Source organism: Streptomyces sp. NPDC002092 (assembly GCF_053593775.1).
In genome coordinates this window covers 445,777-459,329 of the sequence record NZ_JBSFDG010000003.1, presented here as the reverse complement: position 1 = coordinate 459,329, position 13,553 = coordinate 445,777, and the positions used below count along the sequence as shown (strand labels likewise).

Annotated in this window: 13 protein-coding genes; 8 read left to right on the top strand and 5 right to left on the bottom strand. The window is 71.7% G+C overall.

Annotated features, from left to right (window positions below; all coding sequences use genetic code 11):
• The first annotated feature begins 49 nt into the window (after window positions 1–49).
• Window positions 50–508, top strand: a complete 459-nt coding sequence (gene mscL / locus ACWCRD_RS09560) for a large conductance mechanosensitive channel protein MscL (RefSeq protein ID WP_450965334.1) — start codon at window positions 50–52, stop codon at window positions 506–508.
• Window positions 509–527: 19 nt separating this feature from the next.
• On the opposite strand, the gene ACWCRD_RS09555 is transcribed toward mscL, so the two are convergent.
• Window positions 528–710, bottom strand: coding sequence for a hypothetical protein (locus tag ACWCRD_RS09555; protein WP_351473816.1), 183 nt, complete (start codon window positions 708–710; stop codon window positions 528–530).
• 140 nt (window positions 711–850) lie between these two features.
• Between ACWCRD_RS09555 and ACWCRD_RS09550 the strand changes: the two genes are divergently transcribed.
• The 4 genes from ACWCRD_RS09550 (at window position 851) to ACWCRD_RS09535 (ending at window position 5,475) form a co-directional block, all read left to right on the top strand.
• Window positions 851–2,107 (top strand): low temperature requirement protein A, encoded by a 1,257-nt coding sequence (locus ACWCRD_RS09550; RefSeq protein ID WP_450965333.1) that lies wholly within the window; start codon window positions 851–853, stop codon window positions 2,105–2,107.
• 38 nt (window positions 2,108–2,145) lie between these two features.
• Window positions 2,146–3,174, top strand: coding sequence for a P1 family peptidase (locus tag ACWCRD_RS09545; protein WP_450965332.1), 1,029 nt, complete (start codon window positions 2,146–2,148; stop codon window positions 3,172–3,174).
• A gap of 147 nt (window positions 3,175–3,321) precedes the next feature.
• On the top strand, window positions 3,322–4,560 hold the full coding sequence (locus ACWCRD_RS09540) for a L,D-transpeptidase (protein ID WP_450965331.1): 1,239 nt from the start codon (window positions 3,322–3,324) through the stop codon (window positions 4,558–4,560).
• Window positions 4,561–4,728: 168 nt separating this feature from the next.
• Window positions 4,729–5,475 (top strand): DUF6227 family protein, encoded by a 747-nt coding sequence (locus ACWCRD_RS09535; RefSeq protein WP_450965330.1) that lies wholly within the window; start codon window positions 4,729–4,731, stop codon window positions 5,473–5,475.
• Window positions 5,476–5,490: 15 nt separating this feature from the next.
• Here the strand turns inward: ACWCRD_RS09535 and ACWCRD_RS09530 are convergent, their stop codons facing one another.
• The 4 genes from ACWCRD_RS09530 to ACWCRD_RS09515 all read right to left on the bottom strand — a co-directional run bounded on the left by ACWCRD_RS09530 (window position 5,491) and on the right by ACWCRD_RS09515 (window position 9,859).
• The gene (locus ACWCRD_RS09530; RefSeq protein ID WP_450965329.1) at window positions 5,491–5,718 is read right to left on the bottom strand and encodes a hypothetical protein; all 228 of its coding nucleotides are present in this window, start codon (window positions 5,716–5,718) and stop codon (window positions 5,491–5,493) included.
• 81 nt (window positions 5,719–5,799) lie between these two features.
• Window positions 5,800–7,887, bottom strand: coding sequence for a PTS fructose transporter subunit IIABC (locus ACWCRD_RS09525; RefSeq protein ID WP_450965328.1), 2,088 nt, complete (start codon window positions 7,885–7,887; stop codon window positions 5,800–5,802).
• 226 nt (window positions 7,888–8,113) lie between these two features.
• Window positions 8,114–9,061: a 1-phosphofructokinase gene (pfkB, locus tag ACWCRD_RS09520; protein ID WP_450965327.1), complete on the bottom strand. Its 948-nt coding sequence runs from the start codon at window positions 9,059–9,061 to the stop codon at window positions 8,114–8,116.
• Window positions 9,062–9,097: 36 nt separating this feature from the next.
• Window positions 9,098–9,859, bottom strand: a complete 762-nt coding sequence (locus ACWCRD_RS09515) for a DeoR/GlpR family DNA-binding transcription regulator (RefSeq protein ID WP_398958034.1) — start codon at window positions 9,857–9,859, stop codon at window positions 9,098–9,100.
• Window positions 9,860–10,096: 237 nt separating this feature from the next.
• Between ACWCRD_RS09515 and ACWCRD_RS09510 the strand changes: the two genes are divergently transcribed.
• From ACWCRD_RS09510 to ACWCRD_RS09500, 3 genes are read left to right on the top strand one after another with little or no spacing between them, the layout of a single operon-like run.
• Entirely contained in the window at window positions 10,097–10,942 is an 846-nt protein-coding gene (locus ACWCRD_RS09510; protein ID WP_450965326.1) for a TIR domain-containing protein, read from the top strand.
• Window positions 10,939–12,486: a VMAP-C domain-containing protein gene (locus ACWCRD_RS09505; RefSeq protein WP_450965325.1), complete on the top strand. Its 1,548-nt coding sequence runs from the start codon at window positions 10,939–10,941 to the stop codon at window positions 12,484–12,486. Before ACWCRD_RS09510 ends, ACWCRD_RS09505 begins: the two co-directional genes overlap by 4 nt.
• Before the next feature lie 60 nt (window positions 12,487–12,546).
• Window positions 12,547–13,467, top strand: coding sequence for an AAA family ATPase (locus tag ACWCRD_RS09500; protein ID WP_450965324.1), 921 nt, complete (start codon window positions 12,547–12,549; stop codon window positions 13,465–13,467).
• The last annotated feature ends 86 nt before the right edge of the window (window positions 13,468–13,553 follow it).

Below are 13,553 nucleotides of genomic sequence, written 5' to 3'. Positions count from 1 at the left end.
TGCGGAACTGTTTGTTCCCCAACCTGTGCGTGCGAGAAGAGGACCCGAGGTGAGCGAGAAGAAGGAACCGAGCATCTGGCACGGCTTCAAGGCCTTCCTGATGCGCGGGAACGTCGTCGATCTGGCGGTGGCGGTGGTGATCGGCGCCGCGTTCACCAACATCGTGAACTCGGTGGTGAAGGGGCTCATCAACCCGCTGGTCGGGGCGATCGGCACCACGAACCTCGACAACTACAAGTCGTGCCTGAGCGAGAAGTGCGAGGGCAACCGCGGGATCCAGCTCATGTGGGGCTCCGTCCTCGGCGCCACCCTCAGCTTCGTGATCACCGCGGCCGTCGTCTACTTCCTGATGGTGCTGCCCATGGCGAAGTACCTCGCCCGTGTGGAGGCCCGCCGCAAGGCGCGGGAGGGCACCCACGAGGTGATCGAGGTGACCGAGCTGGAAGTGCTGAAGGAGATCCGCGACGAGCTGGTCGCACAGCGCGCGGCCGGGCGCAACGGGCGGTAGCGGCAGCGGCCGGGGCGGCTCAGAGGTGGTGGGGCGGCTTCTCGTCGAGAAAGCGCTTCAGGTCGGCCGCGGAGTCCCCGTCGGAGCGCGGCCGTTCGCCCCAGCCGCGGTCGGTGTCGTCCGAGGACTGCTGGTCCAGCGGGTCGTCGAAGATCAGCGCGGGCTTCGGAGCGCGCGGCTCGGGGGCGGGGGCGGAGGTCATGCGTCCAGGGTACGGCCCCGGGGGTGCGCGGCGGCCGGGTCGCGCCGGTGGCCCGCCCGGCCTGCGGGCCGTGCGCCGTGCAGGCAGGTCCCTGACTGCTGCCGGGGAATTCCCGCCGGTTATCTGCTGTGCTTGGCCCCATGACGACCAGTTCGACTCCGCCGCCCGCGTCCTCCGGCCCGCCGGCGAACCGCCGACCACTGCGCAGGCTCGCGGCCCGGGGCCGCGAGGAGGCGCACCGCGTCGCCTCGCCGCTCGAGCTCTTCTTCGACCTGTGCTTCGTCGTGGCCGTCGCCCAGGCGGGCGTGGAGATGGTGCACGCCATCGCCGCGCGGCACGCGGGCGAGGGGATCCTCAACTACGGGATGGTGTTCTTCGCCATCTGGTGGGCGTGGATGAACTTCACCTGGTTCGCCTCGGCGTACGACAACGACGACGTGCTGTACCGGGTCGTCACCCTGGTCCAGATCGCCGGGGTGCTGGTGCTGGCGGCCGGGATCTCCCGGGCGTTCGAGAAGCACGAGTTCCTGGTGGTCTGGCTGGGCTATGTGATCATGCGGGTTGCCATGACGGCGCAGTGGCTGCGTGCGGCGCGGTCCACCGAGGGCGCCGAGCGGACCATGGGGCTGCGCTATGCCGCGGGTGTGTCGCTGTGCATGGTCGGCTGGCTGGGGCTGGTGGTGCTGCCGGTGGGCGCCCGAGGGTGGGTCTTCGTGGTGATGGCTGTCCTGGAGATGTGCGTGCCGCCGTACGCGGAGAAGGACCACCCCACCTCCTGGCATCCGCACCACATCTCCGAGCGGTACGGGCTGTTCACGATCATCGTGCTCGGCGAGACCATCGCGGCGGCCACCGTCGCGGTGAAGTCGGGCATCGACGAGAACGACGCCCTGGGCGATCTGCTGCCCATCGCGGCGGGCGGGCTACTGATCATCTTCACCGCCTGGTGGATCTACTTCGCGGTGCCGATCCACGGTCATCTGCGCACCAACGGGCAGGCGTTCCTGTGGGGCTACGGCCACTACCTGATCTTCGCCTCGGCGGCCGCGGTCGGGGCGGGCCTGGAGGTGGCGGTGGAGCAGGCGGTCGGCAAGGCGCACATCTCCACGCTGGAGGCGTCGGCGGCGGTGACCCTCCCGACGGCGCTGTTTCTGCTCACCGTGTGGGCGCTGCACTCCCGTTACTACAAGGTGGGCATCGCCCAGCAACTGGTGCTGCCGAGCACGGCGTTGCTCGTGATCGTCTGCACCTTCCTGGGCCACTGGGCGGTGTTCGCGGCGGGCCTGGTGTCGGCGCTGGCGGTGGCGTCCGGGGTGGCACTGGCGGCGCGCAGGGGCTCCGGGGAGCGCGGGGCGAGCGGGTCGAGTGGGGAGCGCGCGACGAGTCCGGTCGGCTGACGGAGCACTGCCGTGCCGGGCCGGGCGAGACTGGCTCCATGACAGTTGACGCATTGACGGACGTCACCGGAGTGCGGGTGGGACACGCGACGCGCGCCGGCGGCGGCTGGCTCACCGGCACCACGGTCGTCCTCGCCCCGGAAGGCGGCGCCGTCGCCGCCGTGGACGTGCGCGGCGGCGGTCCCGGCACCAAGGAGACCGACGCGCTCGACCCGCGCAACCTCGTGCAGAAGGTCGAGGCGATCGTGCTGACCGGCGGCAGCGCGTACGGGCTCGATGCGGCGTCGGGGGTGATGGCCTGGCTGGAGGAGCGGGGGCGCGGGGTGCGTGTGGGGGTGGACCCTGGGCACGTGGTGCCGGTGGTGCCCGCGGCCTGCGTCTTCGACCTCGGGCGGGGTGGCGACTTCCGGGCCAGGCCCGATGCCGCCACCGGCCGGGCGGCCGTCGAGGCGGCCGCGGCGAGCGCGGTCGGGGCGCGGGTGCAGGAAGGGTGCGTGGGCGCCGGCACCGGAGCGGCCGTGGGCCCGGTGAAGGGCGGGGTCGGCACCGCGAGCACTGTGCTCGGCTCCGGGGTCACGGTGGCCGCCCTGGTGGTGGCCAACGCGGCCGGATCGGCGATGGATCCGGAAACGGGGGTTCTGTACGGGGAGTTGTTCCAGGGGCGCGTGAACCACCCCGAGGGGCCTGTGCACGAGGCCGCGCGCCGACGCCTGGCCGAGGCGGCGGAGAAGAACGGGCGCCCGCCCCTGAACACCACGCTCGCCGTGGTCGCCACCGATGCGGATCTGTCGAAGGCGCAGGCGCAGAAGCTCGCCGGTACGGCGCACGACGGCATCGCGCGTGCCGTGCGGCCGGTGCATCTGCTCAACGACGGGGACACGGTGTTCGCCCTGGCGACCGGAGCGCGTCCGCTCGACGCCGGGCACCCCCTCGCGCTGAACGAGATCCTCGCGGCGGGCGCGGACCTGGTGACACGGGCGATCGTGCGGGCCGTGCGCGCCGCCGAGCCGGTGGACGGGCCCGGCGGGATGTGGCCGTCGTACGAGGAGTTGTACGGAAGTCCGTAACAACAGGGCTGCGTTCGCACGCGATTGTCCCGGTTCTGTCACGTGATCGCGTTCATCGCGGACGGAGGGAACCCCACGGTCCGCCGAATCCCTCCTTTCACACGCACTGGAACGGACAACGCACATCACACGAACCTGGAGCAGCCCGTGACAACGCCGGACATTGCAGCGCGGCGCGTACGCGTACTGGGAGCCTGTGCCGCCCTGATGGTCGGCGCCCTCACTCTGACCGCCTGCGGTGGCGACGCCAACGCCAACTCCTCGGGCTCCTCGGGCGACAGCAAGGGCGACAAGGGCTCGACCCGGACGTCGACGGCGAAGATCGTCATCTCGGCGAAGGACGGCTCGACCGACGCGTCGATCAACACGACCGGCGTGAAGGTCAGCGACGGCAGGCTGACCGACGTGAAGATGACCGTGGCCGGGTCGGGTCAGGCGGTTCCGGGGTCGATATCCGCGGACGGCGGGGTGTGGAAGCCCAAGGAGCAGCTGGAGCGCGGGACGAAGTACCAGATCTCGGCGACCGCGAAGGACGGCAGCGGCCGTACGGCGGCGGCCAACTCGATCTTCACCACCGTCAGTTCGGCCAACAGCTTCATCGGGACGTACACACCGGACAACGGGACGACGGTCGGCGTGGGCATGCCGGTGTCGTTCGACTTCAACAAGGTGATCAGCGACAAGAAGGCCGTGCAGTCGCACATCACGGTCACGTCGAGCAGCGGGCAGAAGGTGGTCGGGCACTGGTTCGGGGCGCAGCGGCTCGACTTCCGGCCCGAGGAGTACTGGAAGGCCGGCTCCAAGGTCACGATGAAGATCGACCTGGACGGCGTCGAGGGCGCGAACGGCGTCTACGGGGTGCAGAAGAAGACCGTCACCTTCACCATCGGGCGCTCGCAGGTCTCCACGGTGGATGTGAACACGCAGACCATGACGGTCGTGCGGGACGGCCGGACGCTCAAGTCGGTGCCGATCTCCTCGGGCAGCCCGGAGCACACGACGTACAACGGGCAAATGGTGATCTCCGAGAAGTTCCAGCAGACCCGGATGGACAGCAGGACGGTCAACCTGGGCGGCGAGTACAACATCCCGGACGTGCCGCACGCGATGCGCCTGACGAACACGGGCACGTTCATCCACGGCAACTACTGGTACGACAAGAACAATCCCCCCTTCGGCCGCCAGGGCACCAGCCATGGCTGCGTCGGGCTCGCGGACGTGCAGGGCGCCCAGGGCGCCACGAACGCGAAGTGGTTCTACGACAACTCGCTGATCGGCGACGTCGTGATCGTCAAGAACTCCCCCGACAAGACGGTCGCCCCCGACAACGGGCTCAACGGCTGGAACCTGCCGTGGAGCGAGTGGGTGTCGGGCAGCGCCGCGTAATCGCCGCCTGAGCAGCACCTTCTGACAGATCGTCGGGCCGTGTGGGAATTCCTCACACGGCCCGCGCGTTTTCTGTGCGTACGTTTTCTCGGTTCCCGGACATGATGTCCGACCGAGGGGCTACGGTATGCACCCACAAGGTGACATGCAGCAACGCCGGGAGAAACCTTGAGCGTTCCGTACGAGACGGCAGCGTACGAACCAGCCGAGTCGCCCGAGTCTCCGGAGGAGCATCTCGAGCGACTCCTCGGTCGTGCCCTGAACTCCTTCGAGCTGCCGGACGAGACGATAGGGCAGCTGGACTGCGCGCTGGCGCACGACAGTTCGCTGCACTCCGCGCACCACAGCGCGGGGCTGCACCGCGAGACGTACCGGCACACCTGGCTGCTGGTCGACGGCTCGGCGCTCACGCTGTGGGAGCTCGTGCACAACACCGCGCCGGGCAGCCCCGCGCAGCACGAGGTGTATGTCGACGAGGAGGAGTTGCGTGCGGCCACCGCCCGGCTGCCGCTGTCTCCGGACGCACCGGACTTCGAGCTTCCGGTGACGGTGCAGCTGTCGCCGATCCCGGCGCCGCGCCACGCGTATCTGCCGGACGACTCCGCGGATCATGCGCGCCGGCTGCTGCGCCGCGCGGAGAACCCGGACCGGCCGGGCGCGGAGACGGCCGCGCTGCTCGCGACGGCGTTCGCGCACCGGATCACACAGGCCTTCGGGCGCCCGTGCCGGGCTGGCCGGGCCGGGCTGGGCTTCTCGCTCTACGAGCACGCGTTCCTGCTGCGTGACGGCGTGGAGGTCTCGCTCTGGGAGGTCGAGCACACGGCGACGCCCGACGGGCGGCACATGTGCGAGGTGTACGTCAGCGAGGACGCGGCCCGGGAGGCGATGGAGCGGCGGGCGGCGCAGGTCTCCTGACCGCCGGCCGGCCCGTCAGCGGCCGTCGCCGAGCTGTCGTACCAGACCCGCGAAGGCGGCCCGCTCCGCCGGGGTCAGTTCGACGGACTCCCGGTGGGGAGGCGCCTGCCGCTGCTGCGGGAGGACGTACGGTGTGCGGCCGCGGCGCACGACGCCGAGCAGGCCGAGCACCCACACGACGGCCGCGAAGGCGAGGACGGCCACGCCCAGCGACTGGAGGATCGAGACGTGCTCATCGGGCATGCGCCCCAGTAGACATCACGGTCCGGGACTTTGGTCCCGGACCGTGATGTATCCCACCAAAGGGATATGCGCACCCGGCGGTTACGCCGCCACCGGCTGCTTCGCCTGGGCCGTCGCCGTCGACGTGTCGTCCGCGGTGCCGGGCTTCACGGCCCCCGGTACCGGCTTGCGCATGCCCTTCAGGAAGACCACGAGCGCGGTGGTGACGCACACGCCGACCGCGATGGCAATCAGGTAGAGGAAGGCGTTGCCGATCAACGGGACCACGAAGATGCCGCCGTGCGGGGCGCGCAGGGTGGCGCCGAAGGCCATCGACAGGGCCCCGGTGATCGCGCCGCCCACCATCGAGGAGGGGATGACGCGCAGCGGGTCGGCCGCGGCGAAGGGGATCGCGCCCTCGGAGATGAAGGAGGCACCCAGCACCCAGGCGGCCTTGCCGTTCTCACGCTCGGTCTCGGTGAAGAGCTTCCCGCGGACCGTGGTGGCCAGTGCCATCGCCAGCGGCGGGACCATGCCGGCGGCCATCACCGCGGCCATGATCTTCATCGCGGAGTCGCTCGGGTTGGAGACCGCGATACCGGCCGTGGCGAAGGTGTACGCGACCTTGTTGACGGGGCCGCCGAGGTCGAAGCACATCATCAGGCCGAGCAGCAGGCCGAGCAGGATGGCGTTGGAGCCGGAGAGGCCGTTCAGCCAGTCGGTCATGCCCTTCTGGGCGGAGGCGATGGGCTTGCCGACCACCACGAACATCAGGAATCCGACGATCGCCGAGGAGATCAGCGGGATCACCACCACCGGCATGATGCCGCGCAGCACCGCCGGGATGTTGATCTTCTGGATCGCCATCACCACACCACCGGCGAGCAGACCGGCGACCAGGCCGCCGAGGAAGCCCGCGTTGATGGTGGAGGCGATCATGCCGCCCACGAAGCCGGGGACGAGACCTGGCCGGTCCGCCATGCCGTACGCGATGTAGCCGGCCAGCACCGGGACCAGGAAGCCGAAGGCCACGGCGCCGATCTGGAACATCAGCGCGGCCCAGCTGTCGGTCTGCGTCCACACGAAGTGGTCCATCACCGACGGCGCCGACTTGATCTTGTAGCCGCCGATCGCGAAGCCGAGGGCGATCAGCAGACCGCCGGCCGCGACGAACGGGACCATGTAGCTCACGCCGGACATCAGCCACTTGCGCAGCTTGGTGCCGTAGCCCTCGCCGGACTCACCGGCACGCTCGACCGGGCTGCCGGGAGCGGCGCCCGCGGTGACCTCACCGCGCTCGGCCTTGCCGCGCACCTCGGTGATCAGCTCGCCGGGCCGGTTGATGCCGGCCTTCACGCCGACGTCGACGGTCGGCTTTCCGGCGAAGCGTTCCTTCTCCCGTACGGGCACGTCGTGCGCGAAGATCACGGCGTCCGCCGCGGCGATGACGGCCGGGTCGAGCCGGGTGAAGCCGGCCGAGCCCTGGGTCTCGACGGTGACCTCGACGCCCGCCTCGCGGCCCGCGTTCTCCAGCGACTCGGCCGCCATGTACGTGTGCGCGATACCGGTCGGACAGGAGGTGACGGCGACGATACGGAAGGGGCGCTCGTCCGCGGCGGGGGCGCCCGACGCCGGGGCGGACGCGTCCTCGACACTCGCTCCCGGCGCCGGGGCCGTGCTGCCCGCTGCGGCGTCGGCGGAGGCCGCCCCCGACGCCGCAGCGGAGTCTTCGGAACCGGCCGCGGCCGGCTCGTCCCCGCGGATCAGTGCGGCCGCGGCCGCCGCGTCGCCCGCCGAGCGCAGCGCGTCGGTGAACTCGGCGTTCATCAGATGCCGGGCCAGCGAGGACAGGATCGTGAGGTGGGCGTCGTCGGCGCCGGCGGGGGCCGCGATCAGGAAGATCAGGTCGGCGGGGCCGTCCGCCGCGCCGAAGTCGATGCCGGCGGCGCTGCGCCCGAAGGCCAGCGTCGGCTCGGTGACGTGCTCGCTGCGGCAGTGCGGGATGCCGATGCCGCCGTCGAGGCCGGTGGGCATCTGTGCCTCACGGGCGGCCACGTCGGCGAGGAAGCCGTCCAGGTCGGTCACCCGGCCCAGGGCCACCATGCGCTCGGCGAGGGCACGCGCCGCCGCTTCCTTCGTATCGGCGGACAGGTCGAGGTCGACCAGGTCCGCGGTGATCATGTCGCTCATCGCGGGCTCCTTCGCACGCGTATCGCCCGGGGGGTGGGGTGGGCGGGGGTTGGGACGGGGGTGCTGCGCGGGGTGGGATCAGTGGGGGTGGAGGCGGGGCCGGGGAAACCCCGCCTCCGGTCGGCCGCGAGGAGTAACGGGGAGCCTCGCCGCCTCTGCGCACCACTGGCTGTGCCCATGTGCGGCTCCGCCGCGGGGTCGCGATGCGCCGTCTTGCGCCTGTACGTCATGACACCGGCTCCTCAAGTACACGATCCACCGGCACGTCGGCCGTCACCGTCACCGCCGACGGATCCAGGTCCCGCGGCGTCGGCATCACGCTGCCCGGCAGCTGGACGGCCGCCGCGCCGTGTGCGACGGCCGAGGCCAGGGCCTCCGGGCCGCTGCCGCCGGCGATCAGGAAACCCGCCAGCGAGGAATCACCGGCACCCACATTGCTGCGTACGGCATCCACGCGCGCGCTGCCGAACCAGACGCCCGAGGCGTCCACGAGCAGCTGCCCGTCGGCGCCCAGGCTCGCGAGGACGGCACGCGCGCCCATCTCGCGCAGTTCCTCGGCCGCCTTCACCGCGTCGCCCACGGTGAACAGGGGGCGGCCGACGGCCTCCGCGAGCTCCTCGGCGTTGGGCTTCACCACGTCGGGCCGCTCGCGCAGCGCCTCGAGCAGGGCGGGCCCGGAGGTGTCCAGCGCGATCCGCGCGCCGCCGGCATGCACCCGGGCGACGACATCGGCGTACCAGGCCGGCGCGAGCCCCCGCGGCAGGCTCCCGCAGCAGGCGATCCAGTCCGCGTCGGGCGACTGCCGGTGCACGGTGTTCAGCAGCAGCTCCTGCTCCTGGGCCGACAGCTCGGGACCGGGAGCGTTGATCTTCGTGAGTACCCCGTCCGCCTCCGCGAGCGCGATGTTCGAGCGGGTGGCCCCGGCGACCGGGACCGGCGCGACCTCGATGCCCTGCGCGTCGAGCAGCTCGGCGACGAGCGCGCCCGGCGCACCGCCCAGGGGCAGCACCGCGACCGTGCGCTGCCCGGCGGCCGCGACCGCACGCGAGACGTTCACGCCCTTGCCGCCCGGGTCCATGCGTTCGCCGGTGGCGCGGATGACCTCGCCACGGTCGAGCGAGGGGACCTCGTACGTACGGTCCAGGGACGGGTTCGGGGTGACGGTGAGGATCATGCGCACTCGTTTCTCAACACACACGTGCGTGCCGGTCTATACACACAGCACTTCTGTGCCGCCGCGCTCGATGGCGGTGGCGTCTTCCGGGCTCAGCCCGCTGTCGGTGATCAGCAGGTCGACGTCGCTCAGGTCGCCGAAGCGGGCGAAGTGCTCCTGGCCGTGCTTGGAGGAGTCGGCGAGCAGCACCACCCTGCGGGCCGCGGCGACCGCCGCGCGCTTGACCGCGGCCTCGGCGAGGTCGGGGGTGGTCAGGCCGTGGTCGGCGGAGAAGCCGTTGGCCGCCACGAACAGCACGTCCGCCCGGATCTCGCTGTAGGCGCGCAGCGCCCAGGCGTCCACGGCGGCGCGCGTACGGTGCCGTACGCGACCCCCGACGAGGTGGAGCTGGATACCGGGGTGGTCCGCGAGGCGGGCCGCGATCGGCAGGCTGTGCGTGACGACGGTGAGGGACGCCTCCAGGGGCAGCGCGGCGGCGAGCCTCGCCACCGTCGTACCGGCGTCGAGGATCACCGTGCCCTCGCTCGGCAGCTCCGAGAGGGCGGCCTTGGCGATGCGGTCCTTCTCGTCGGTGGAGGTGCCCTCGCGCTCGGCGAGATCGGGCTCGAAGTCGAGCCGCCCGGCCGGTATGGCACCGCCGTGCACCCGCCGGACGAGCCCCGCGCGGTCGAGGGCCTTCAGGTCCCGGCGGATCGTCTCCGCCGTCACCTGGAACTCCTCGGCCAGCGACACCACGTCCACCCGGCCGCCGTCACGGGCGAGCCGAAGGATCTCCTGTTGCCGCTCCGGTGCGTACATGTCCGTTCACCTCCGACCTCATGCCCGAACTTGTGGTTTCACTCGGAGGCTACGCCCGGATTTCCGGAAAGTAAACAGGTTCGGGCACCACTCAGACACAAACGGGCATCGATGGCAGATACACGAGACGTCGTCGGGATCCGTGCCGAGAAGTGAGCGGCCGACTGCGGAAGCCCTGACGGGCTGTCACCCCGTCCGTATCCTGGACGGTGGGACGCAACTTCTTCGGGGGGTGTTGTGGACACGGACGACCCCAACCCGCTAGCCCGGGCGGACGGCGGTCGCAACTGGCCCATCAATGTGGTCCAGGCGCTGCTCGCCTCGCCCAAGCTCGCGGACGGACTGACCCGGGCGCTGTTGTTCGAGCTGGTCGGGGCGGAGCTGGAGCAGCCGCTGGAGGCGGCGGACCGGCCGAGCCTGATGCGCGAGTTCCTGGGCCTGGTGCGGCACTGCGAGGAGCAGCAGGGTGGTCTGATGGCGTTGGCGCACGCGGTGGAGCAGATCGAGGGCCCGAGCTGGACCTCCCATGTGGTGGGCGAGCTGGTGCGGCAGCGGCTGGCCCGGGCGCCGTCGGCCGGGGTGAACGGGGCCGCCGTACCGGCGCAACGGCGGATCGACGACCGCCGGGACTTCTTCGTCTCGTACACCGCGGCGGACCGAAGATGGGCCGTGTGGATCTCGTGGCAGCTGGAGAAGGCGGGCTACAGCGTCCTGGTGCAGGAGTGGGACTTCGTACCGGGCTCCAACTGGCTGTTCGGCATGGACGGGGGCGTGACACAGTGCGAGCGCACCATCGCGGTCCTCTCCCCGGCGTATCTGGAATCCGTCTACGGCCGGCTGGAGTGGCAGGCGGTCCAGAACGGCGACCCGGCCGGTCTGCTGCGCAATCTCGTGCCGGTGATGGTCGACCGGTGTGCTCCGCAGGGCCTGCTGGCCTCGGTCGTGTACATCGATCTGTCGTCGCCGGAGCTGGGCATGGAGTCGGCACAGGAGCTGCTGCTGGCGGGCGTCGGCGGTGCGCGCACCGGCCGCTCCAAACCCACCGTGGCACCCCCCTTCCCCCGCTCGGAGGGGCCGCGTTGACGGAGGCGGGCGGCGAGGACCGCAACGCCTCCCGGATACGCAACCGGATCGGCGCGAAGACGGCGCACACGCTGATGGAGATGCGTGCGCTGGGCACGGCCGAGGGGCGCGCCCAGCTGGTCGCCGCGGTGGGCCGGGAGACCGGCCGTCCGCTCGTGACGCGGGACGAGGACACCGTGGCCGAGCAGTACCTGGACGTGTTCCGGCACTGCTCCGTGGATCCGGACGGGCTGTCGGTGCTGGCGGACGTGGTGCACGGCATGGATCCGTACTGTCCGCAGGTGTTCGCCGTGCAGCAGCTCGCCGACGAGTGGACCGCGGTGGGCTCGCTCGAGGGGCTCGCGGTCCTCGGGTCCTGGCAGTATCTCGCCGAGGCACTGCGCCCGCTGCAGCCACTGCCGTACCCGTACAAGATGCGGTCCGCCCTGGTCTGGCTCGCCACCGGGAAGCGGCTGAGCGAACCGCCGCCGCACGCCGAGAACCCGTGGCACGACTTCCTCTATCTCGCCGGGCAGAACACGGCACCCGGTGAGCTGCCCCCGTGGATGCTCCACCTGGACGTGTGCGCCCCGTACATGAGCCGGGAGCTCAGCGAGGAGGTGATGGCCCGCAACCGGCACTGGTCGCTGGGCCTGGGCCTGTCCGAGCTGCTGGACGAGGAGCGGAACAGGGCCCGCGGGGCGTCGGTGTCCGGGGTGGCCCGGCAGCTGAGACGGTATCTGGCGATCCGTATCGAGGCGGACCCGCTGAACAACACCCAGTACAACGTGTTCCCTTCGCACATGTCGGACGGGCCGGGCCGCGGCTGGGTGCAGGGGCAGCCGCGGCACCAGGTGCCGGTGGAGCAGCTGGAGGACGTGGTCGGCTCGATCGTCCGGCAGACCGAGCGGCACCGGCGGGCGGGGCCCGCCGGTGCGGCCGAACCGGCGCCGCTCTTCCTGGAGTTCGTGCTGCCGTTCGAGCTGCTGAACCTGCCGGTGGAGTGGTGGCCGCACGACTGGGACTGGGCCTCGCAGGTGACGTCGGCGAGCGAGTTCTCGGTGGTCATCCGCAGCCTGGACCGTCTGCAGACCCGGGAGTGGCACGAGTTCTGGAGCACCCGCTGGCAGCAGCTCGGCGCGGACGAGCCGCCCTCGCGCTCGGTCTGCTACGCGGCTGAGACCCGGGCCCGTTCCGGTGCGCCGCACGCCCTGGAGCAGCGTCTCGGCGAGGACGAGCACCTGGTCGCCCTGGTGCTGAGCGAACCGCCGCTGACCGGCACCGGGCACGGCAGCGAGGAGCTGCACACCGCGCTGCGCATGGGGCTGCCGGTGGTGATCTGGAACCGGGCCGACCGGGCCACGTCGGGGCTGCGGGAGGTCCTGGACGAGTTGCTCCGCGACGGCCTGAAGCGGTTCCCGGCCAGAGTCGACGCGTATCGCCGCGAGGCCGCGGGCCACAACGGCGAGGCCGCCGCCACCGGCCGCAACGGCCACATCGGCCGCCATCTGACGGTCCTGTGGGACGACGCCGAACGCAACCCGATGGATCCGGACCCGGCCTGACTGCGCTTCAGGGGGGTCGGGGGCACGTGCACAGCCGTACGACCGGAGAGGACACCGCTGATGTCGCCGACCGCCGAGCCCTGGGGCGTCTACCGAGGAACCGGCCTGCCCGGCTCTTCGGCCACCGGCCCCTGGCCGGAGCCGCCACCCTGGCGCCGGTTCCACAACGGCCCCTGCCTGCCCGCGCCGCCCGACGACCCGTACGCATCGTCCGTGCTCGGCGAGGGAACGAAGCCGCTGCCCGCCGCGCCCGGCGAGGCCGAGCGGGTCAACGCGGCGCTGGCGCTGTGCCGTCCCCTGCTGGTGACCGGCGAGCCCGGCACCGGCAGGTCGGCACTCCCCTACCGGATCAGCCGCGAACTGGACCTCGGCCGGGTGCTGCGCTGGCGCATCACCAGCGTGTCCACACTCCGGGAGGGGCTCTACGACGGGGCCGGCCGGCTCGGCCCGCTGGGCACCGCCTTCCTGCCGTACCGCAGACCGCGGGTGCTGCTCCTCGACCGGCTGGACCGGGCGGAGATCGCGCTGCCGGAGGACCTGTGCACGGTGCTGGACGCGGGCGGCTTCACGGTGCCCGGGTCTCCCGCTCAGGTGGCGACCGACGACGACGCCGAGGCCGCGGTGGCCCTGCGCGGCGGCGCCGTACAGTGTCACGCCTTCCCCCTCGTGGTGATCACCACCGGCGGCGACCGCGACCTCTCGCCCGCGCTGGCCGAGCGGTGCGTGCCGTTGACGCTGGCGCGGCCGACGCGGGCGGTGCTGGAGGGCATCGCTGCGGCGCGGTTGCCGGACGGCCTCGCCCAGGATGTCGTGACCGCCTTCCTGGACCGGGCCGAGGCGGCCCAGGGGCCGGTGGTGGGACGGCTTCTCGATGCGCTGCATCTGGCGGGGCAGGGTGCACTGGTCTCGCTCGCCGAGGGGCGCCCCTGGCAGGAGGCGCTGGACACGGTGTGGGCGTGGACGGAGGCGGCGCAGCCGTGAGGGGCGCTCCGCTGGAGAGGGCGCGCTATGCCGTCTGTCATCTGCGGTGCCGTTGTGGCTGGTCGCGCAGTTCCCCGCGCCCCTAC